The 19,367-nt window shown below is 67.5% G+C and carries 18 protein-coding genes; 5 read left to right on the forward strand and 13 right to left on the reverse strand.

The window, feature by feature from the left end; all coding sequences use genetic code 11:
- Positions 1 to 16: 16 nt before the first annotated feature.
- The 10 genes from CEY09_RS13530 to CEY09_RS13575 all read right to left on the reverse strand — a co-directional run bounded on the left by CEY09_RS13530 (position 17) and on the right by CEY09_RS13575 (position 11,490).
- Positions 17 to 1,558, reverse strand: coding sequence for a malonate--CoA ligase (locus CEY09_RS13530; RefSeq protein ID WP_088589004.1), 1,542 nt, complete (start codon positions 1,556 to 1,558; stop codon positions 17 to 19).
- 5 nt (positions 1,559 to 1,563) lie between these two features.
- Entirely contained in the window at positions 1,564 to 2,355 is a 792-nt protein-coding gene (locus tag CEY09_RS13535) for an enoyl-CoA hydratase/isomerase family protein (protein ID WP_088589005.1), read from the reverse strand.
- Positions 2,356 to 2,402: 47 nt separating this feature from the next.
- The gene (locus CEY09_RS13540) at positions 2,403 to 3,719 is read right to left on the reverse strand and encodes a malonyl-CoA decarboxylase domain-containing protein (RefSeq protein WP_167390075.1); all 1,317 of its coding nucleotides are present in this window, start codon (positions 3,717 to 3,719) and stop codon (positions 2,403 to 2,405) included.
- Positions 3,670 to 4,422 carry a GntR family transcriptional regulator gene (locus CEY09_RS13545; RefSeq protein ID WP_006225640.1) on the reverse strand — a complete coding sequence of 251 codons (753 nt, stop codon included), beginning with the start codon at positions 4,420 to 4,422 and terminating at the stop codon, positions 3,670 to 3,672. The genes CEY09_RS13540 and CEY09_RS13545 overlap by 50 nt, the downstream gene beginning before the upstream one ends.
- 126 nt (positions 4,423 to 4,548) lie before the next feature.
- Positions 4,549 to 5,319 carry a class I SAM-dependent methyltransferase gene (locus tag CEY09_RS13550; RefSeq protein WP_088589006.1) on the reverse strand — a complete coding sequence of 257 codons (771 nt, stop codon included), beginning with the start codon at positions 5,317 to 5,319 and terminating at the stop codon, positions 4,549 to 4,551.
- A gap of 31 nt (positions 5,320 to 5,350) precedes the next feature.
- A complete protein-coding gene (locus tag CEY09_RS13555; protein ID WP_234818294.1) occupies positions 5,351 to 6,391 on the reverse strand; it encodes an acyl-CoA dehydrogenase family protein in 1,041 nt (346 codons plus the stop codon).
- A 1-nt stretch (position 6,392) separates the two neighbouring features.
- The gene (locus CEY09_RS13560; RefSeq protein WP_088589007.1) at positions 6,393 to 7,577 is read right to left on the reverse strand and encodes an acyl-CoA dehydrogenase family protein; all 1,185 of its coding nucleotides are present in this window, start codon (positions 7,575 to 7,577) and stop codon (positions 6,393 to 6,395) included.
- 5 nt (positions 7,578 to 7,582) lie between these two features.
- On the reverse strand, positions 7,583 to 8,551 hold the full coding sequence (locus CEY09_RS13565) for a Bug family tripartite tricarboxylate transporter substrate binding protein (protein WP_035213480.1): 969 nt from the start codon (positions 8,549 to 8,551) through the stop codon (positions 7,583 to 7,585).
- 54 nt (positions 8,552 to 8,605) lie between these two features.
- Positions 8,606 to 10,690, reverse strand: a complete 2,085-nt coding sequence (locus CEY09_RS13570) for an acetate--CoA ligase family protein (protein ID WP_088589008.1) — start codon at positions 10,688 to 10,690, stop codon at positions 8,606 to 8,608.
- Positions 10,687 to 11,490: an enoyl-CoA hydratase gene (locus CEY09_RS13575; RefSeq protein WP_088589009.1), complete on the reverse strand. Its 804-nt coding sequence runs from the start codon at positions 11,488 to 11,490 to the stop codon at positions 10,687 to 10,689. Before CEY09_RS13575 ends, CEY09_RS13570 begins: the two co-directional genes overlap by 4 nt.
- A gap of 113 nt (positions 11,491 to 11,603) precedes the next feature.
- On the opposite strand from CEY09_RS13575, the gene CEY09_RS13580 reads away from it, so the two are divergent.
- Positions 11,604 to 12,377 carry an IclR family transcriptional regulator gene (locus tag CEY09_RS13580; protein ID WP_088589010.1) on the forward strand — a complete coding sequence of 258 codons (774 nt, stop codon included), beginning with the start codon at positions 11,604 to 11,606 and terminating at the stop codon, positions 12,375 to 12,377.
- 64 nt (positions 12,378 to 12,441) lie between these two features.
- Here CEY09_RS13580 and bktB read toward each other — a convergent pair whose 3' ends face one another.
- Positions 12,442 to 13,623, reverse strand: a complete 1,182-nt coding sequence (gene bktB / locus CEY09_RS13585) for a beta-ketothiolase BktB (RefSeq protein WP_088589011.1) — start codon at positions 13,621 to 13,623, stop codon at positions 12,442 to 12,444.
- A 65-nt stretch (positions 13,624 to 13,688) separates the two neighbouring features.
- Positions 13,689 to 14,489 carry a crotonase/enoyl-CoA hydratase family protein gene (locus CEY09_RS13590; RefSeq protein WP_088589012.1) on the reverse strand — a complete coding sequence of 267 codons (801 nt, stop codon included), beginning with the start codon at positions 14,487 to 14,489 and terminating at the stop codon, positions 13,689 to 13,691.
- A 230-nt stretch (positions 14,490 to 14,719) separates the two neighbouring features.
- Between CEY09_RS13590 and CEY09_RS13595 the strand changes: the two genes are divergently transcribed.
- The 4 genes from CEY09_RS13595 to CEY09_RS13610 all read left to right on the forward strand — a co-directional run bounded on the left by CEY09_RS13595 (position 14,720) and on the right by CEY09_RS13610 (position 18,372).
- A complete protein-coding gene (locus CEY09_RS13595) occupies positions 14,720 to 15,868 on the forward strand; it encodes an acyl-CoA dehydrogenase family protein (protein WP_088589013.1) in 1,149 nt (382 codons plus the stop codon).
- Between the two features lie 11 nt (positions 15,869 to 15,879).
- Positions 15,880 to 17,013 carry an acyl-CoA dehydrogenase family protein gene (locus tag CEY09_RS13600; protein ID WP_143219556.1) on the forward strand — a complete coding sequence of 378 codons (1,134 nt, stop codon included), beginning with the start codon at positions 15,880 to 15,882 and terminating at the stop codon, positions 17,011 to 17,013.
- Positions 16,895 to 17,839 carry a LysR family transcriptional regulator gene (locus CEY09_RS13605; RefSeq protein ID WP_052017895.1) on the forward strand — a complete coding sequence of 315 codons (945 nt, stop codon included), beginning with the start codon at positions 16,895 to 16,897 and terminating at the stop codon, positions 17,837 to 17,839. Before CEY09_RS13600 ends, CEY09_RS13605 begins: the two co-directional genes overlap by 119 nt.
- A 92-nt stretch (positions 17,840 to 17,931) precedes the next feature.
- Positions 17,932 to 18,372, forward strand: a complete 441-nt coding sequence (locus CEY09_RS13610) for a CBS domain-containing protein (RefSeq protein WP_088589014.1) — start codon at positions 17,932 to 17,934, stop codon at positions 18,370 to 18,372.
- A 34-nt stretch (positions 18,373 to 18,406) separates the two neighbouring features.
- Here CEY09_RS13610 and CEY09_RS13615 read toward each other — a convergent pair whose 3' ends face one another.
- The gene (locus CEY09_RS13615; protein WP_006225626.1) at positions 18,407 to 19,171 is read right to left on the reverse strand and encodes a TSUP family transporter; all 765 of its coding nucleotides are present in this window, start codon (positions 19,169 to 19,171) and stop codon (positions 18,407 to 18,409) included.
- Positions 19,172 to 19,367: the final 196 nt, after the last annotated feature.

Below are 19,367 nucleotides of genomic sequence, written 5' to 3' on the forward strand. Positions count from 1 at the left end.
GGCATCCTGGCAGGCGTCAAAGCGCCTTATAGGTTTCGCGCAGCACGTTCTTTTGCACCTTGCCCATAGTGTTGCGCGGCAGCTGGTCAATGATGTGCACGCGCTTGGGCACCTTGAAGTTCGCGATGCGCGACTTCAGCTCAAGCTGCATGGCGCCTGCGTCCAGCGACACGCCGTCCTTGGGCACCACCACGGCCACCACGGCTTCGCCGAAGTCCGCGTGCGGCACGCCGATGACGGCCGATTCCGCCACGCCGGGCATGTCGTCGATCAGGGTCTCGATCTCTTTCGGGTAGACGTTGAAGCCGCCCGAGATGATCAGGTCCTTGCTGCGGCCAACGATGGACAGGTAGTCGGCCGGCACGTCGCGCCCGGCGGATTCCCCGCCCCAGCGGCCCACGTCGCCCGTCTTGAACCAGCCGTCTTCCGTGAATTCTTCACGGGTCTTTTCCGGCATGCGCCAGTAGCCCGAGAACACGTTGGGGCCGCGCACCTGCACGTTGCCGATTTCACCCGGCGCCAGCGCAGTGCCCGCGTCATCCACCACCCGCACCTGCACGCCCGGCAGCGCCCGTCCAACCGTGCCGGCCAGGCGTTCGCCCAGCTTCGGGTCGTAGGGGTTGGACGTCAGCATGACGGTTTCGCTCATGCCGTAGCGTTCCAGGATGGCGTGGCCGCTGCGGGACTTGAAGTCGGAGAACGTTTCGGCCAGCAGCGGGGCGGAACCCGAAATGAACAGGCGCATCTTGGCGCACACGGCGCGGTCGAAACGCGGATCCGCCAGAAGGCGCACGTAGTAGGTCGGCACCCCCATCATCACCGTGCTTTGCGGCAGGTAGTGCAGCGCCTGGTCGGCATCCAGCTTGGGCAGCCAGATCATCTTGGCGCCGGCCAGCAAGGCGCCGTGCGAAGCCACGAACAGGCCATGCACGTGGAAGATGGGCAGCATGTGCAGCAGCACGTCGTCTTCGCGCCATCCCCAGTATTCGTGCAGCACCTGCGCGTTGGCCGCCAGGTTGCCGTGCGACAGCATCGCGCCCTTGCTGCGGCCGGTGGTGCCGGACGTGTACAGGATGGCAGCCAGGTCATCCGGCTTGCGGGCCACGGTCTTGAAGGTTTGCGGCAAGCCGCCGGCGGCCGCCAGCAACGTGCCGGTGCGGTCCTCGTCCAGCGTGTAGACGTGCGCGCAACCGGCGCGATCGGCCGCGCGTTGCACCCAGTCGCGGTTCTTGCTGGCGCAGACCACCACAGCCGGCTCGGCATTGCCCAGGAAGTACTCGATCTCGGATTCGCGGTACGCGGTGTTCAACGGCAGATACACCAGGCCGGCGCGCAGCGTGGCCAGGTACAGCAGCAGCGCTTCGGGCGACTTTTCGACTTGCACCGCCACGCGCGAGCCGGCCGGCAGGTCCAGCGACGTCAGCAGATTGGCCAGGCACGCGGTGGCGCGATCGATGTCATCCCAGGTGTATTCAAGGTCGGGCGTTTCCAGCGCGACTTTGCTGCGGTCTTCGGGAAAGCCGCCTTGCAGGACAGCATAGAGGTTGGCGTTGCTCACCTTGGTCAGTCTCCGGAAAAGGAAGGGTCTACGCCGGCCAGGAAAGCGCGCACGCCCTCCTTGTGGTCCCGGCTTTCGGCATAGGAGAAATAATCCTGATACTCGTCCTCGGTCAAGGCGCCGCCTTGGGCCAGCCTTGCGGACAAGCGCTTGTTGATGCGGGCGGCCAGCGGCGCGCCCTGGGCGATGCGGTCGGCGCTGCCGCGCGTGGCCTCGGCAACCTGATCATCCGCCACGATGCGGGTCAGGAGGCCCAGGCCCTGCGCCTCTTCGGCGCCGAACACGCGGCCCTCCAGCAGGATGGCCAGCGTGGCTGCACGGCCGGCCAGCGCCAGCAGCCCGCGCATTTCATCAGGCGCCATGGGAAAGCCCAGCCGGTTGATGGGTACGCCGAAGCGCGCCGACGCCCCTGCGATGCGCAGGTCGCATTGGCTGGCGATCTCCAGCCCCCCGCCCACGCACACGCCTTCGATCTGCGCAATGACGGGATGCGGGCATTGGGCCACGGCCCGCAGCGCGGGCGCCAGGATGTCGCGGTGATAGCGTTGCACGCCTGCCATATCGGCGCGCTGGGCAGGAAACTCGCGGATGTCCGCGCCCGCGGCGAAGTTGCCGCCCTCGCCGCGCACGATCACGCAGCGCAGGGCGTCGTCGGCGGCAAGCTGCGTGAACACATCTTGCAGTTCACGCCACATGCCCACCGTTATCGCGTTCAGGCGACCGGGGTGCGACAGCGTCACCCAGGCCAGCGCCCCCTCGCGTTCCAGCCGCACGCGGCCAGTCACGTCTTCCGTCATGTCCCCTGCCCTTTTCTTATTGATGGATGGCGCCGGGTATCCGGCGGTCAGGCCACGCGGCCCACGCTCCGGCTGACCTGCGGGCGGCCTTCGCCCAGTTTGGCCAGATTCGTGTCCAGCTCGTCCAGGTCGTACAGATAGTTGACCATCAGGCCGCACGACTGCTTGAGTCCCTTCTGCGAGGTGTCGGCCGCCCAGTTCAGGCGCTCAATGCGCGCGCCGTTGCCCAGGTGGAAACGCGCCACGGCGTCCAGCGGCAAATTGTTCTTCATGGATTGCAGATAGCTGGCGGCCAGGCGGAAACCCGCGCGCTTGACCACGTCCGACGTGCGGCCTTGCGCGGCCTGGGCCAGACGCGACACCCAGCGCTGCCCGTCGGGCACGCCTTCGCGCTTGCGTTCCTTGGCGCGCGCCTTGTCTTCACGCACGATGGCCTCGACGGATTCGGCGTCCAGCTTGCCCAGCCAGTCGGAAAACCCCGGAATCGGCGACAAGGTGGCGAACGACTTCAGCTTGGGCAGTTCGTCCAGCAATTGCTCGACCACCCGCTTGAGCAGGAAGTTGCCGAAGCTGATGCCCTTCAGGCCCGGTTGTGTGTTCGAGATGGAATAGAAGATCGCCCAGCGCGCCTTGTCCAGGTCCTGCGGCGGCAGCGTGCTGTCCAGCAGCACCTGCACGTTGTCGGCCATTTGGCTGGCAAACGCCACTTCCACGAAGATGAGCGGCACGCCGGGCATCTGCGGATGGAAGTACGCATAGCAACGGCGGTCGGGCGACACGCGGCGGCGCAGATCGTCCCACGACGTGATCTCATGCACGGCTTCGTACAGGATCAATTTTTCCAGCAGCGACGCCGGCGAATCCCAGGTGAGAGGACGCAGCTCCAGCAGGCCCACGTCAAACCAGGCTGACAAGAGGCCTTCGAGCTCTTTGTCCAGGCTCTGGATACCCGCGACCTGCTTGCGCCAGCGCAGCATGTCGGCGCGCAGCTCCACCAGGAAGCGCAGGCCTTGCGCCTGGGCATTGAAGCGCTTGAACAAGCGCGTGCCTTCGCCGCCCTCGCCCGCATACGTGGCGCGCACCTGCGCCAACGCGGCCAGCATCAGCCGGCGGTCCTTGCTGTCGGCTGCGCTGTACTGCTCGCACCAGCGGCGCGCCAGCTTGTTCGCGGCCACGTCCGTCAGGCGCGCCTCGAACAGGCGCCGCACTTCGGATTCGCTGGGCAGGCGCCCGCGCTCCCACAGGCGGCCCAGCCGCGTCATCAGGCTGGCGCTTTCGGCGGCCGATGCGGCGTCGATCGCTTCGGCCTCGGGCTCAGGCGTGCGTGCGCCCCGCGCGGGCGCGAGATTGGCGGGTACGGACATGGGCGGGCTCCTGGATGACGATGGGATCGGATAACGCCGGATCGGCGGCGTCTTCATTGGCTAATGCGCGCAGCGCTTCCAGCTGCCGCATCAAATGGGTATGCGCGAGCGCCTGCGCGGCGTCGCTGTCATGCGCTTTCAAGGCGGCGAAGATGGCCAAGTGTTCGGCGCAGGACTGTTCGATGCGCCCCGGCCGCGCCAGGCTGCGGTGCCGCGACAGGCTAAGCACCTTGCGCAGATTGCCCACCATGTCCGTCAGCCACTGGTTGCCCGACAAGGCCTGCACGGCTTCGTGGATCAGGTAGTTGGTCTGGTAGTAGGCGTCGATGCGGCCGGCCTTGGCATGGCCCGCCAGTTCGGCGTGCAGGGGCTCAAGCGCCGCCAGTTCCGCGTCGCTGGCCTTGCGTGCGGCCTCGAAGGCGCAGCGCCCTTCCAGCATGGCCATCAGCGGAAAAATGTCTTCCAAGTCTTGCGTGGACAGTTCGTTGACGAAGCATCCACGCCGCGGCTCCAGCCGCACCAGCCCTTCGGTGGCCAGCACCTTCAAGGCTTCGCGCAGGGGGGTGCGGGAAATGCCCAGCTCGCCCGCCAGCCGCATTTCGTCGATCCATTCGCCGTTGCTCAGCGCGCGCGCATGGATCATGGCGCGCAGCCGATCCGCGACTTCCAGGTACAGGGCTTGACGGACGATAGGTTGGCTCATGGGGGACGGCTTTGATTACGCCGTAATTCATAATTATGAATAAGCCCATGATAGATCCCGGCGGGCGGAAAGGTAAACCCCCTTCCGCCCCGTGACTACCCTAATAAGATTTTGGGCGCCCGCGCCTTAGAAATGCAGCACGCCGCCCACGGCGTGGCGGGTCAGCGCCCGCGCCCAGCGGCGCGCGGGCAGGCCGTACCTGGCTTCCACGACCTCGGCGCGTTCCAGCAGTTCCGCCGGGGTGATCGCCAGGCTGGGGCCCGAAAAAGCCAGCACGATCTGGTTGCCGGCGTCGATTTCCGGCAGCAGCACCACGCGGTCATCGAACGCCTTGGACAGGTTGTCGATGTTCTTGCCGAAGCTGTCGTGGCGGCCGAACAGATTGACCGCCAGCACCCCCACATCCCCCAGTACACGGCGGCAGTCGCGGTAGAACTTCACGCTGTCGCGCACCGGCCCTTGGGCCGCGGCGTCGTACAGGTCGACCATCAGCACCGGGCAGCGTCCGGCGTTCATCGGGTCGGCCACCCAGACACCGGCATCCGTGTGCTCGACCGTCAGCCGGTTTTCGCCCGGCAGGCGGAAGAACATGTGGCAAGCCGCCGTCACGCGCGGGTTCCATTCCACCGCCAGCAACGGGCTGCGCGTGTGCTTCACGCAGAACCGCACGAGCGATCCCGCGCCCAGGCCCAGCATGCCGATGGCCTCTTCCTTGGGCGGTTCCAGGAACAGCAGCCAGGCCATCATCTGCCCGGTGTATTCCAGCACCAGTTCCGACGGGTTCTTGATGCGCATCGCACCCTGGACCCATTCGGTGTTGAAGTGCAGATAGCGGACGCCGTCCACTTCGGACAGCGTCGGCTGGTCCAGTTCAGAGGGGAAGTTCGATTTATTCATGGCGGGATTGTAGGTCGGACGCCGCCTGGCGTCAGGCGGCCCCCTCTTCTGCCGCACCCTCCCAGATGCGTTCCAACAATTCCGCGCAAGACGCCTCGGCATGCAGGCTGGCCGACAGGCGCAACACCCGCTTCAGATACAAGTGGACGTCGCATTCCCAGGTCACGCCCATCGCGCCATGCACCTGGATGGCGTTCTGCGCGGCGCGGCGTCCCCCCTCCACCGCCAGCAAGGGCACGTACAGGCTGTCGCGATCGGCGGAAGAATCCCCGGCATCGTGCGCCGACGCCGCCGCCATGCCGGCAAGCCGCGCGTCATCCAGCGCCATCCAATCATCGGCCAGGCGATGCTTGATCGCCTGGTTGGCGCCGATGGCGCGGTCGAACTGGCGGCGCTCGCGGGCATAAGCCGCGGCCATGTCCAGCGCAGCGGATGCCGCGCCCAGCAATTCGGCCGAACGCAGCAGGCACAGCCGCGTCCGCAGCCGCCGCCAGGTGCCGGCATTGACCTGCACATCGATGCGGTCCAGCAATTCGGGGCGCGCCACCTGCGCCACCGGCATCGTGGGGTCCAGGCCCGCGACGCCCGCCGCGGGTGCATAGCGCTCCAGCCGCAAGGCATGCGGGCCAATGTTGCGCACCGCAAGCGCCGGCACGCCGTCGCCCGCGCCCTCGAAAAAGGCAGACCCATCCGGGCGCAACGCCGCGTCAGCGAAATACGCGCCGCCTTCCATCATCGTGCGCGCCCATTGCGCGGGCGCGCCCTCAAGGCCGGCCTCGCATAAGGTGGGCAGCACGACCATATTGGCCACCAGCGGCAGACTCAGCAGATGCCGCCCGGCGGCCTCGGCCACGATCCAGGCTTCGCGCAGGCCCAATCCCAGGCCGTCGGACGCGGTGGGCGCCAACAGCGCGGGCCAGCCTTGCGCCGCGATGTCGGCCCACAGGGCCAGCCGGGCATCAGCCTCGCGGCCAGCCGCGCCGCGCGCCACGGCAGGCGGGTGGCGATCGGCCAGGAAGCGCTGCGCCGCGTCTTGCAGCATGCGCTGGTCTTCAGTCAGGGGCAAAGTCATGTCAGCCTTTGGGCAAGCCCAGCATTTGCTCGGCGATGATGTTTCGCTGGATCTCGGACGTGCCGGCAAGAATCGTTTCCGCGCGCGACCACAGGTAGGCATGCGCCAGCGCCGCCGCTTGCTCGTCAGCGCCCTCCGCCAGACAAGCTGTTTCGCCCAGCAGTTGCATCGACAGTTCCAAGAGGCGCTGGTGCGCCTCGCTCCAGTGGATCTTGGTAGATGAGCCTTCCGGGCCGGGCGGGTCGCCCCGCATGGCGGCGCTTAGCGCGCGCTGCGATTTCAGCGCCAGCACATGGCTGTCGGCCGCCAGCCGCGCCCACTTGTGGCGGACGGCCGCGGACGAGGCCAGCACGTGCCCGTACGCATCGGGGCGCAGCGCCAGGCGGCGCACCACAGCCAGCTCCTGGGAAAAGCGCACCAGACGGGGAATGAAGTAGGTGCCGCGCTCGAAGCTGGCGGCGGCCATGGCCACTTTCCAGCCCTGGTTCGGCTCTCCCAGCAGCAGGTCCTGCGGCACGAAGACGTCCTCGAAGAACACCTCGCAGAATTCAGCTTCGCCGGTGATCTGCCGGATGGATTCCACGCGAACGCCAGGGCTGCGCATGTCTACCAACAGGAAACTCAGGCCACGGTGCTTGGGCGCCTGCGGATCGGTGCGCGCCAGCACGAAACACCACTGCGCGCGGTCGGCGAACGACGTCCAGATCTTGTGTCCATTCAGCCGGTAGCCGCCCGCCACCGCTTCTGCGCGCGTACGCACCGATGCCAGGTCGGACCCGGCGCCCGGCTCCGAATACCCCTGGCACCAGACCTCGCGGTTGGCCAGGATGCCGGGCAGGAAACGCCGCTTTTGCGGCTCGGTGCCAAAGTGCAGCAAGGTCGGCGCCAGAATGCCGTGGCCGATCAGGTTTACGCCCAGCGGCGCGCCGCAGCGCGCATGTTCTTCATGGAACACGGCCTGGCGCGACAGCGGCAAGTCCTGCCCGCCGTACGCCTTGGGCCACCCCAGGCCGGACCAGCCATTGGCGCACAGGGTGTCTTCCCAGGCACGCCGGAAATCCAGGTCGCGCGGCATCGCCCCGCCCGGCCAATCCCGGGCGAAGCGGGTGTAGGCCGAAGCCAGCCAGCCGCGCAGCGCCTGGCGGAAGGCGGTGTCATCCTGCGCCGCGTTCTCCATTCGACTCATGCGTACTACTCCAGGCGGATGTTGGACTCGCGCGCCACCTTGGCCCAGGTGGTCACGTCTTGCCGGATGAAGGCGGAAAACGTCTTGGGATCGCTGCCGATGATGTCCAACCCCAGTCCCACGAACTGCGCCTTCACATCGGGTTGCGCGAGGATCTGCGCCAGGTTCTGGTAGAGCTTGTCGATCACCGGCTGCGGCGTGCGCGCGGGGGCCACCAGCCCCAGCCACGGCATGGCCGAATAACCCGGCAAGCCCGAGGCCGCCACCGTCGGCAGGTCCGGCACCGAGGCCGACTGCCGCGTCGTGGTCACGGCCAGCGCACGCAGCTTGCCGTCCTTGACGAAGGGGCCCGACGACGCCCAGGCGTCGAACATCACCTGGATGCGTCCGGCCACCAGATCGTTCAGCGCGGGCGCGCTGCCCTTGTACGGGATATGCGCCATCTGCGTGCCCGCCATGCTGTTGAAGAGTTCGGCTTCCAGGTGCGTCGAGCTGCCGGTGCCGACCGAGCCGTAGCTGACCTTGCCCGGATTGGCCTTCAGGTAGACGATCAATTCCCCCACGTTCTTGGCCGGGATCGACGGATGCACTTCCAGCACGTGCACGACCGACGCCACCTGGCTCACCGGCGCGAAGTCCTTGATGGGGTCGTAGTTGACCTTGGCGTAGATGCTGGGCGCAATGCCCAGCGACGACGCCGCCATCAGCAAGGTGTAGCCGTCGGGCTCGGCGCGCGACACGTAGTCGGACGCGATCATCGTCCCGCCGCCCGGCTTGTTCTCAACAATCACGGTCTGCCCCAGCTTCGCCGTCAGGCGCTCGGCCAGCAGCCGGCTCATGATGTCCGCCGCGCCACCCGGCGAAAACGGCACTACGATGCGTACGGGACGGGTGGGATACGGATCCTGGGCAAGCGCCGGGTTCGCGACGCCGATGCAGGCCAGCGCGACGCCGGCCAATAGTCTCTTCATCATGCTTGTCTCCTCCTGGGGATACGCTGCGCGAGGTTGCGTGATTGCGTGTTCGCGCTACGGGGTTGCGGGCAGGATCAGCGCGTCCAGCACCGCGACGCCTTGTCCTGCCTCTTTGATCAGCAATGGATTCACTTCAATTTCCGCCACTTCCGCGGGCGCCGCAAGCAGGGCATTGCCCACGGCGACAATGCTTCGGCACGCCGCAGCCAGATCGGCGCGGGGTTTGCCCCGGTAACCGTCCAGCAGCGGATACGCCTTGAGTTCGCGCAGCATCTGCAAGGCAATATCCTCATCCACGGGCAGCAAGCGGTGGCTGGTGTCCTGGTACAGCTCGGTCAGCACGCCGCCCAGGCCCACGGTCAGGACCGGGCCGAACACGGGATCGCGCGTGGCGCCCACGATGATTTCGGCCACGCCGCGTTCCATCTTCTGCACCATCACGCCGTCGATGCGCGCATCGGGCTGCGCCTGGCTGGCGGATTGGCGCACCTGGGCGCAGGCCGCCTGGACCGCCGCGTCGTCGGCCAGCCCCAGCGCCACGCCGCCGACTTCGGTCTTGTGCGCGATGTCGGGGCTCAGAATCTTCAGCGCCACGGGATAGCCCGCCGTGCGCGCGTGGGCTACTGCCTCGCCAGCGTCGCGCGCGGCAGGCGCCATCGCCTGCGGCAGTCCGAAAGCGGCCACGTATGCACGCGCCTCGACTTCATTGCACGGCAGCGCGGGCACGGGCGCCGCGTCCAGGCGCGGCATCGGCGCGATGCGCTTGGCGCCGCGCGCTTCGCACCACAGCAGGTACGGCGCCAGGGCGGACACGGCCTGCCCCAGGTCTTCGAATACGGCGACTTCCGCCTCGCGCAAGGCGGCGCGGCTTTGCGCCAGGCCGGTATCGATCGCGACGAACAGGCGCGCGTGCTGGCGCGAAGCCTCTGCCAGCGCGTCCGCCATGCGGTCCAGCATGTAACCCGGCGCATAGACCACCACCGCGTCGATCGCGTCCGTCGTCGCCAGCGCCTGCAGCACGGTACGCACGAAGTCCGGATCGTTGACTACGTTACCCGTCACGTCCACCGGGTTGCCGACCATGCCGTAATCGGGAATACCGCCGCGCAGCACCGCTTGCAGGGATTCGGGCAGATCGGGCAAGTCCAGCCCCGCTCCGATGAACTTGTCGGCCAGGATCGCGCCCAGCGCGCCCGACATCGTCAGCACGGCGACCCGTTTGCCCGCGCTGCGGTGGCGCAGCGTCGCCAGGCTGGCCAGATGCGCCATTTGCGCGAAGTCCGACGCCTCGATGACGTTCAACTGGCGGAAGGCCGCCGCGTACACGCGCCGGTCCCCCGCCAGGGCGGACGTGTGGGACCGCACCGCCTGCGCCCCTTTGTCGGTGTTGCCCGCCTTCAGTGCGATCAGCAGCTTGCCATGACGCTCAAGCTCGCGGCAGGCGCGCACGAAGCGGTCGCCGTCGCGCAACTGCTCGATATAGCCCAGCACGATTTCCGTCTGTGGATCGGCCGCCAGATACTCCAGGTACTGCGAAAAATCCAGGCACGCTTCATTGCCGGTATTGATGAAGTGCGAAAACGGCAGGTCCAGCCTGCGCGCGATGGCGTACACCGCCGCGCACACGTTGCCGCTTTGCGTCAGCAGGCTGACGACGCCCGGGCCGGTTTGCGCCGGCGCCGTCTTGAAGACCGAAGCGAACGCCGTGTGCGCCTGCGTGTTCAGGTTGGCGAATCCCATGCAGTTCGGACCCGCCACGGCCATACCGCTTTCCGCGACGAAGGCTTCCAGTTCGTCCTGCAAGCGCGCGCCCTCGCCGCCCGCCTCGGCAAAGCCGGCGGCATAGACAATGGCGGCGCGCACGCCTTTGGCGTGGCAGCGGCGCAGCATGGGCGTGACCTCGGCAGCGCCGATCGCCAGCACGGCCAGATCCACCGGTTCAGGCACGGCTTCGATGTCCGGCCAGCAACGCTTGCCGAACACTTCCTGATACTTGGGGTTCACGGGATAGATGCCGCCGGCGTAACCGAAGCGGGTCAGGAGTTCCAGGGGCATACCGCCGATGCGGCCGGCATTCGCGCTGGCGCCGATCATGGCGATGGACCCCGGGTTCAGCAGGCAATCCAAGGGCGTTCTCATGCGGCCTCGCCCTTCTTGTTGCGCTGGATGGCTTGGGCCAGCCCACGCTCGCGCACCGCCTGGAATTCCTCGCTCAGGTGCGAGAGCTGGTGCGTGTCGAAGTGCGCCGACAGCGCCGTGCGGAACCCTTGGGCGTCCGCGGTACGATTCAGCGACCGCTTGATCAGACGCAGGCCGAACGGCGGCGCCTGCGCGATGCGCCGCGCCAACGCCAGCGTGGCCTCATCCAGTTCGGCCTCGGGCACGACGCGGTTCACCATGCCGATGCGCAGCGCTTCCTGCGCGTCGACCTTCTCGCCGGTGTAGAGCATTTCCTTGGCCTTGCGCAGGCCCATCACCCACGGATGGATCAGCACTTCGGTGGCGGCGGCGGCCAAGGTGTGGCCCACTGGATCGGAAAAGTATGCCGTGTCGGAACACACCACCAGGTCGCACATGTTGGCGATCATGAATCCGCCGGCGACGCAGGCGCCCTGTACCTGGGCAACGGTCGGCTTCGGAAAGTCCCAGATGCGCAGGCAATAGCCGTAATAGCGGCGCGACTCGTAGTCCCAGCGCTCTTCCACGGTGAAGTCGGCGCGCTTGGCCTGGGCTTCCTTCAGGTCGTGGCCCGCCGAAAAATGCGCGCCGCGTCCGGCCAGCACCACGACCCGCACGGAATCGTCTTGCTCGGCGCGCGTCAGGGCGTCGTCCAGTTCATCCAGCATCTGCTGGCTTTGGGCATTGCGCGCGGACTCGCGCGCCAGGCTGATGCGGCATACCGAGTCAAACCGCTCGACGGCCAGGGTGGCGTATTCCATAGTCTCCTCGTCTCTTGCTATGCCCGCGCTCGACACCGGCGCGGATCGACTGGATTGAATTAACGCACCTTAAATCCTAGAATACAAAATATTCGAACAATATTTCCCATAATATGAACAAACTAACTGCCACCGACGGCACGCAGAGCATGCGCCGCGCGCTCGGGCTGCTGCGCGTGCTGGCCCAGCACCAGGAAGACGGCATCGACCTGCAAGGCGTGATGGGTGCCACCGGCCTGGAACGGTCGACCGCGCACCGGCTGCTGAGCTGCCTGCTGGAAGAACAGTTCGCCGAACGCGACAACAAGACCCGGCGGTACCGGCTGGGCGTGGATTCCATGCAGTTGGGGTTTGCCGCGCTGCGCCGTACGCCCTTGCTGGACGCGCTGCGCCCCTTCGCGCAAAAGCTGGCGCGCCTGTCCGGCGATACGGTGTTCCTGGTCATCCGCCAGGGCGACTACGCCCTGTGCCTGTTGCGGGAAGCCGGATCGTTTCCGGTGAAGGTGTTCACGATCGACCAGGGCGAACGACGCCTGCTGGGCGTGGGCGCTGGCGGCCTGGCACTGATGGCCAGCCTGCCGGACGAGGACATCGCGTCGCTATACGCCCGCCACGCAGCCAGCTACGCGCAGATCGGCGTGTCCAGCAGTGCCTTGATGAAGGCCGTGAAGCAGACGCGCACGGCCGGCTATTCCGAGATCGTGGATACGATCACGCCGGGCGTATCAGGGGTCGGGGTGGCGTTCCCGGTGTCGGAACTGACCTGGGTGGCGTTCAGCTTCGGGGCGATCAGCAGCCGGCTGGACGGGCCACGCCGGGTGCAGATGGGCGCGCTGCTGCGCGCCGAGTGCCTGGCGTGGGCCCAGGACTACCTGGGCCACGTCTGAGGCGGCGCGTTCCGCCGCTGGCGGCGGAACGCGGTCGAGTCAAAGCGCTTGGCCGGCCAGGCGCTTAAATGCGCTCGAAGATGGCGGCAATGCCTTGCCCGCCGCCGATGCACATCGTCACCAGCGCGTAGCGCCCGCCCACGCGTTGCAGTTCGTGCAGCGCCTTGACGGTGATGATCGCGCCGGTCGCGCCGATGGGATGGCCCAGGCCGATGCCGCTGCCGTTCGGATTGACCTTGGCCGGATCCAGCTTCAGCTCGCGCGACACGGCGCAGGCCTGCGCCGCGAAGGCTTCGTTGGCTTCGATGACGTCCAGCTGGTCCACGGTCAGGCCGGCGCGCTTGAGCGCGGCTTGCGTGGCCGGTACGGGGCCGATACCCATGATGTCGGGGTCGACGCCTGCATGGGCGTAGGCCACCAGGCGGGCCAGCGGCTTGATGCCGCGCTTGGCTGCCAGCGAGGCGTTCATCAGCACCACGGCGCCCGCGCCGTCGTTCAGACCCGACGCGTTGCCTGCCGTGACCGTGCCGTTCTCTTTCTGGAAGACCGGCTTGAGCGTAGCCATGGTGGCCGCCGACACATCGCGGCGCACGTGCTCATCGGTGTCGAACACGACTTCGCCCTTGCGCGTCTTCTGCACCACCGGCACGATCTGGTCGCGGAAGTAGCCGGCGTCGATGGCGGCTGCCGCGCGGCGATGCGATTCCGCGGCCAGCGCGTCCTGGTCCTGGCGGCTGATGCCGAACTTGGCCGCCACGTTCTCGGCGGTGACGCCCATGTGCATGCGGCCGAACGGATCCGACAGCGCGCCGGTCATCATGTCCAGCATGACGCTATCGCCCATGCGGGCGCCCCAGCGCTGCGACGGCACGATGTAGGGAGCACGGCTCATGCTTTCTGCGCCTGCGCCGATCGCGATCTCGGCGTCGCCCAGCAGGATGGTCTGCGCTGCCGACACGATGGCCTGCAGGCCCGAACCGCACAGGCGGTTGACGTTGAAGGCAGGGGTTTCCTTGGCGATGCCGGCGTTCATGGCGGCCACGCGCGACAGGTACATGTCGCGCGGTTCGGTATTGATGACGTGGCCGACCGCGACATGGCCGACTTCGTCGCCCTTGACGCTGGCGCGTTCCAGCGCGGCACGGATGACGGTGGCGCCCAGGTCGCACGGCGGCACGTCTTTCAGCGCGCCCCCGAAGTCGCCGATGGCGGTGCGGACGGCCGAAGCGACGATGACTTCATTCATGGTGTTTCCTCCTTGTAATGCGTTCCATCATACCGCCGGCCGGCCGCCTCAGATCGTTCCCCGCGTCAGCCGCGGGGCTTGCGCGCGGCGCGCTGCGCGATGAAGGCGCCCACCGCCTGCGCGTGCGCGTCGGTCTTGTGCGCCAGCGCCTGGTACGCCGCCGACAGCTCCAGCAAGGTATCCAGCCGCACATGCTGGCTTTCGCGCAGCAGGCGCTTGGTCAGCCGTATCGCATCGGGGGAATTCGCCGCCATACGCGCGGCCAGCGCATGGGCGGCGGGCAGCAGCTCGACCGCCGGCACCACCCGCGACACCAGCCCCCAATCCAGCGCCGTGCCCGCGTCGATGGCGTCGCCGGTAAACGACATTTCAGCCGCCCGCGCCGACCCGATCAGCCGCGGCAGGAACCAGGCGCCGCCGTCCCCGGGCACGATCCCAAGTTTGACGAAACTCTCTGCGAAGCTCGCCCCTTCCGCGGCAATGCGCACGTCGCACATGCAGGCCAGATCGCAACCCGCGCCGACGGCAGGACCATTCACGGCGGCAATCGTCGGCACTTCCAAGGCATGCAGGGCCAGCGGCAGGCGCTGGATGCCGTGGCGGTATTCCTGGCGTAAGGCGGCGCTGCCGACCTCGGGGCCGATCTGCCGCTGCATATCGTTGATGTTGCCGCCGGAAGAAAACACGTTGCCGGCCGCCGTCAGGATCAGCACGCGCACGGCCGGGTCGCGCTCGATGCGCGCGAACGCCGCCAGCAGCTGGTCCACGATGCCGCTGCCGGTCAGCGCATTGCGCGTGGCCGGATCGTCCAGCGTCAGCGTCACCACGCCCTCTGCGCTTTGCTCGTAGTGCACAAGTTCCGTCATGCCTGTCTCCCCATATTGAAGATGCCGGGTCAGCCGCCGTGTGCGAAGACCGATTCCGCAGCGTAGGCGTGGCGGCGGACGTCGTCCAATATTAGTTTCGGCGTGGGTGATACGAGATCGGTATCGGAAATCCCAAAAATAATATTGGACGGCCGCCGCCGCGCTCCGGGATAGTGGCCGTAGCCCCCGTCAGTGTGCCCCTGGCGGGCCGGCGCGGCACCGGAGGCCCCATGATCGATACGCTGGAACTCACCGCCATCCCGCCCGAGGATGAAGCCCTGCGCGCCGAGGTGCGCGCCTTTCTTGCCGACGCGCTTGACGGCCTGGAGCCCGACGAGCGCGCGCGGTCCTGGATGGGATACGACGCGGCCTTCAGCCGCCAGTTGGCCGAGCGCGGCTGGCTGGGCCTGACCCTGCCGCGGGAACATGGCGGCGCGGCGCGCGGCCACTTCGCGCGCTTCGTGCTGTCGGAAGAATTGCTGGGCGCGGGCGCGCCGGTGTCGGCCCACTGGATCGCGGACCGCCAAAGCGCGCCGCTGATCCACAAATACGGCACGGCGGCCCAACAGGCGTTCTACCTGCCCCGCATCTGCCGGGCCGAGGCATTCTTCTGCATCGGCATGAGCGAACCAGGATCCGGTTCCGACCTGGCCAGCATCCGCAGCCGCGCCGAGCCCGTCGCCGACGGCTGGCGCCTGAACGGCAGCAAGATCTGGACAACCAACGCGCACCGCTCGCACTACATGATTGCGCTCGTGCGCACCTCCGGCACCGCAGACGACCGCCACCAAGGGCTGTCGCAACTCATCGTGGACCTGGCGCTGCCCGGCGTTTCCATCCGCCCCATCGAAGACCTGGCGGGCGATGCCCACTTTTCGGAAGTGTTCTTCGACAACGTCGAACTGCCCCACGACGCGCTGATCGGCGAAGCGGGTGCGGGCTGGGCCCAGGTGAGCGCCGAACTCGCGTTCGAGCGCAGTGGGCCCGAGCGCCTGTATTCCAGCATCGCGCTGCTCGAGTGCTGGTTGACGCATTGCCGCGGCCTGTCGGACAACGCCGGCGACCGCGCCACGCTGGGCAGCATCCTGGCGCAGATGGCGGTGCTGCGCGCCATGTCGCTGTCGGTCGCGGGCAAGCTGGCGGCGGGCGGCAGCCCCGCCACGGAAGCCGCGCTGGTCAAAGACCTGGGCACCGAACTGGAACAGCTTATTCCGCGCTTGATCGGCGATGCGCTGGGCCGCCGCCCCGATGTGCCGCCGCCGTTGCCGCTGCTACGCACGCTGGCGTACCTGGAACAGGTCAGCCCCACCTTTTCCTTGCGCGGCGGCACGCGCGAAATACTTCGCGGCATCATCGCCCGCGGCCTTGGCCTTCGATAAGGACGAACATCATGGACACTCTGCTTGGCGACGCCGCCGAACGCCTGTTCGCCCAGACTTGCTCACCCGCGCTGATTCGCGGCATTGAACAAGGCCAACCAGCCGCCGCCGCGTGGCAAGCCTGCGAAGACGCCGGCTTTGCCGACGCGCTGGTCCCGGAGGCGCAGGGCGGCGCGGGACTGGACCTGCCCGATGCGCTGCCCGTGATGCTGGCCGCCGGCCGCCACCTCTGCCCCTACCCGATCGCGCACACGATGCTGGCGCGCGCGTGGCTTGCCGGCGCGGGCCGCGCACGGCCAACGGGATCGATCGCCATCGCTGCGCACGGCCTGTCGATCCAGGGCAGACGCGTGATGGGCGCCAACGTGCCGTGGGTCCGCGTGGCGGACAACGTCCTGGCGCACATCAACGGGCAAGCCTGGCTGCTGGCCACGCAAGCCGGCCAGGTTGAACCGAACGGCGTGCATGGCAGCCTGGACGGCGAGGTCTCGTGGGCACTGGCCGATGCGCAATGCCTGGGCAGCGGCAGTCCGCTGGACGAACTGGCGGCCGCCGCCTATGCCGGCCTGATGGCCGGCGCCATGGACCGAGTGCTCTCGCTGGCGCTGGACTACGCCAACACGCGGGCGCAGTTCGGCAAGCCCATCGGCCGCTTCCAGGCCGTGCAGCAGCAGATCAGTGTGATGGCCGAACAGGTCTGGGCCGTCCGCATGGCCGCGCAGTTGGCGTTCCAAGGTGCAGGCGGCCGGCCACAGGCGATGCTGGCCGCGATGGGCAAGGCACGCGCCAGCTTGGCTGCGCCTGTCGTCGCCGACATCGCGCACGCGGTGCATGGCGCCATCGGCGTCACCGCGGAGTACGACTTGCAGTTGTACACCCGGCGGCTGCGCGAGTGGCGGCTGGCCGGCGGGTCGGAATCCTATTGGCACGAACGCATCGGCGCCCATGCGCTGGCCAGCGGCGCGGATGCGCTGACCTACCTGCGCGCCGTATCATCCACGGGAACCATCCTCCCGGGCCGCCCTCATGGACTTCCGCCATCTACAACAGTTCCTGGTTCTTGCCGAGACGCTGAACTTCCATCGCGCGGCGGAAAAGCTGCACATGTCGCAGCCTCCGCTGTCGGTCTCGATCCGCAAGCTTGAAGAGATGGTGGGCGTGCCGCTGTTCGTGCGCGGCCGCCAAGGCGTGCAATTGACCGAAGCGGGCCTTGCCGCCCTGGACGAAGCGCGCCGCGCCCTGTTCCATGCCGAGCAGTTCCGGCTGGCCGCGCGCGCGGGCGCGGCGGGCGAAGGCGGCACCGTGCGGATCGGTTTCGTGGGGTCGGCCACGCACGGCATCCTGCCGCGCATCCTGCCTCTCTTTCGCCAACGTTATCCCGGCGTGACGGTCGTACTGCGCGAAGCCACCTCGATCCGCATCATGCAGGACCTGGCGGAAGACACATTGGAGGTCGGCATCGTGCGCGTGCCGGTGGCCATGGGGTCAAACGTGCGCCTGGCCCCGCTGACCACCGAGAATTTCGCGCTGGCGGTGCCCAAGGGGCATCCGTTGGCGCGGCGCGGCCGCATCCGGCTGACCGACTTGGCGGACGAGGCCTTCATCATGTACACCGCGACGGAAGCCGCGGGCTTGCGCATGGCGGCGATCAACGCCTGCCAGCTGCGCGGCTTCACGCCCCGCATCACGCAGGAAGCGGTGCAGGTGCAAACGCTGCTGAGCCTGGTCGAAAGCGGGCTGGGCGTGGCGCTGGTGCCCGCCGGCAGCCGCCGCCATCCCGGGCCCAATGTGGTCTATAAGACGCTGGCCGACTTCCCCGCCGATGCCTCCATCGGCATTTCACTGGCATGGAATCCCGATACGGAACGCAGCGCCGCGCGCAACCTGCGCGAGATGGCCAGCCAGGCGTTCCGAGACAAGCCCGCCAAATATCCGGTGCCGCGCTTGCGGCAAGGTGGCCGGCAGGCTTAGGATGGAGCATGGTCGTGCCACAGCACCCCGCGGGGCTGGGCGTGCGGCGCGCGGCCCAAAGTTGAACCTTGCCAGCGATTCGGGAGCACATCGTGAAGACAGTTGCTGAGATTCTCAGGGAAAAGCCGAACCAGTCCGTCGTAACGGTTTCACCGGACTCATCGGTGTACGACGCCATCAAGACCATGGCCGAGCGCAGCATCGGCGCGGTGGTGGTCGTAGAGGGCGATACCGTGCTGGGCATGATGTCCGAGCGCGACTATGCCCGCAAAGTCGTCCTGCAAGACCGCTCGTCGCGCAGCACCAAGGTGCGCGACATCATGACGGACTCGGTCTATTACGTGGGTCCCGGCGATACGCGCGAGCACTGTATGGCCATGATGACCGAGCGGCACTTTCGCCATCTTCCGGTCATCGACAATGAAAAATTGATCGGGCTGCTGTCCATTGGCGACCTGGTCAAGGACGTCATGAGTGAACAGAAGTTCATCATCCACGAATTGGAACGCTACATCAGCGGCGGCCACGCCTGACGCATTGCCGCGGCGCCGATGGCCAAGCGGCGGGTCAGCCCGCCGCCAGGATCCGCGCCGCCGGCACGATCAGCCCCAACCCGGCGGCCAAGAGCAGCACAAAGACCATGCGCTTGATGGTCTTCATCGAACCTGCCGAACCATAACGGCGCGCCACCCAGGTCACGGCGATCACGACCGGAAATGCCTGCACGCTGAGCCAGAACGACGACGCCATGAACGCCCCTTGTCCGGTCACCAGCCCCAAGCGCACCACGGCGTTCAGCGAAAACAGCACCAGCAGGCTGTTGCGGATGGACGCCAGCGGCAAGGGCTGGCGATACAGGTGATAGACCATCGGGGGGCCGGCGCTTGAGAACAAGCCGCCCAGCACGCCGGATATCCCCCCGAAGAATACGAATGACGCCTTGGACGACAGCCGCTCCAGCGGTTTGGCGCGCGCCACCAGCAGGACGGCGCAAGCCAGGATCGTGACGCCCAGCAGCAGTTGCAGCAGCACCGTCGTCGACCCGCTGATCCACGTCAGCACGGCCACGCCCACGCCCACTCCCACCAGGCTGGCCGTCATGGCCGGCCCCATCAGCGACCAGTTCACCTGCGGCTTGGCGCGCGCCAGCGTCACGGCGGCATTCACCAGCGACAGCACGCTGACCACGTTCGCCACTTCGGACACCGACGCCAACTGGAACACGCCTGACAACCCCAGCAGAACGAGCCCGAACGCAAAGCCGGTCATGGTCTGGGCATAGGTGGCAAGCGCCACGCAGGCCAGGAACAGCAGATGTTGGGAGATGCTCATGCGTCGGGGATGTCGGAGGGCGGGCACGGATGGCGTGCGCGGCGCGGGGCTTTCCAAGGCGGCGATGATATCACCGGGGTATCGGCGCCCCCGGCCGGCGCCGCGCGTGTCGCAATCACATATCTTGTCACAAATGGAAGCGTCCCTGCACCCCGTCCCCGACGGACTGCCGCTATTCTTGCCGCCCTGTCAGTCC

The organism is Achromobacter marplatensis, assembly GCF_002209535.1.
In the GTDB taxonomy this organism is placed as follows: domain Bacteria; phylum Pseudomonadota; class Gammaproteobacteria; order Burkholderiales; family Burkholderiaceae_B; genus Achromobacter; species Achromobacter marplatensis.

Bases quoted from the DNA above. Each gene is read 5' to 3' on its own strand.
- CEY09_RS13535 (WP_088589005.1), bottom strand. From the start codon at position 2,355: ATGACGGAAGACGTGACTGGCCGCGTGCGGCTGGAACGCGAGGGGGCG.
- CEY09_RS13540 (WP_167390075.1), bottom strand. From the start codon at position 3,719: ATGTCCGTACCCGCCAATCTCGCGCCCGCGCGGGGCGCACGCACGCCT.
- CEY09_RS13545 (WP_006225640.1), bottom strand. From the start codon at position 4,422: ATGAGCCAACCTATCGTCCGTCAAGCCCTGTACCTGGAAGTCGCGGAT.
- CEY09_RS13550 (WP_088589006.1), bottom strand. From the start codon at position 5,319: ATGAATAAATCGAACTTCCCCTCTGAACTGGACCAGCCGACGCTGTCC.
- CEY09_RS13555 (WP_234818294.1), bottom strand. From the start codon at position 6,391: ATGACTTTGCCCCTGACTGAAGACCAGCGCATGCTGCAAGACGCGGCG.
- CEY09_RS13560 (WP_088589007.1), bottom strand. From the start codon at position 7,577: ATGAGTCGAATGGAGAACGCGGCGCAGGATGACACCGCCTTCCGCCAG.
- CEY09_RS13565 (WP_035213480.1), bottom strand. From the start codon at position 8,551: ATGATGAAGAGACTATTGGCCGGCGTCGCGCTGGCCTGCATCGGCGTC.
- CEY09_RS13570 (WP_088589008.1), bottom strand. From the start codon at position 10,690: ATGAGAACGCCCTTGGATTGCCTGCTGAACCCGGGGTCCATCGCCATG.
- CEY09_RS13575 (WP_088589009.1), bottom strand. From the start codon at position 11,490: ATGGAATACGCCACCCTGGCCGTCGAGCGGTTTGACTCGGTATGCCGC.
- CEY09_RS13580 (WP_088589010.1), top strand. From the start codon at position 11,604: ATGAACAAACTAACTGCCACCGACGGCACGCAGAGCATGCGCCGCGCG.
- bktB (WP_088589011.1), bottom strand. From the start codon at position 13,623: ATGAATGAAGTCATCGTCGCTTCGGCCGTCCGCACCGCCATCGGCGAC.
- CEY09_RS13590 (WP_088589012.1), bottom strand. From the start codon at position 14,489: ATGACGGAACTTGTGCACTACGAGCAAAGCGCAGAGGGCGTGGTGACG.
- CEY09_RS13595 (WP_088589013.1), top strand. From the start codon at position 14,720: ATGATCGATACGCTGGAACTCACCGCCATCCCGCCCGAGGATGAAGCC.
- CEY09_RS13600 (WP_143219556.1), top strand. From the start codon at position 15,880: ATGGACACTCTGCTTGGCGACGCCGCCGAACGCCTGTTCGCCCAGACT.
- CEY09_RS13605 (WP_052017895.1), top strand. From the start codon at position 16,895: ATGGACTTCCGCCATCTACAACAGTTCCTGGTTCTTGCCGAGACGCTG.
- CEY09_RS13615 (WP_006225626.1), bottom strand. From the start codon at position 19,171: ATGAGCATCTCCCAACATCTGCTGTTCCTGGCCTGCGTGGCGCTTGCC.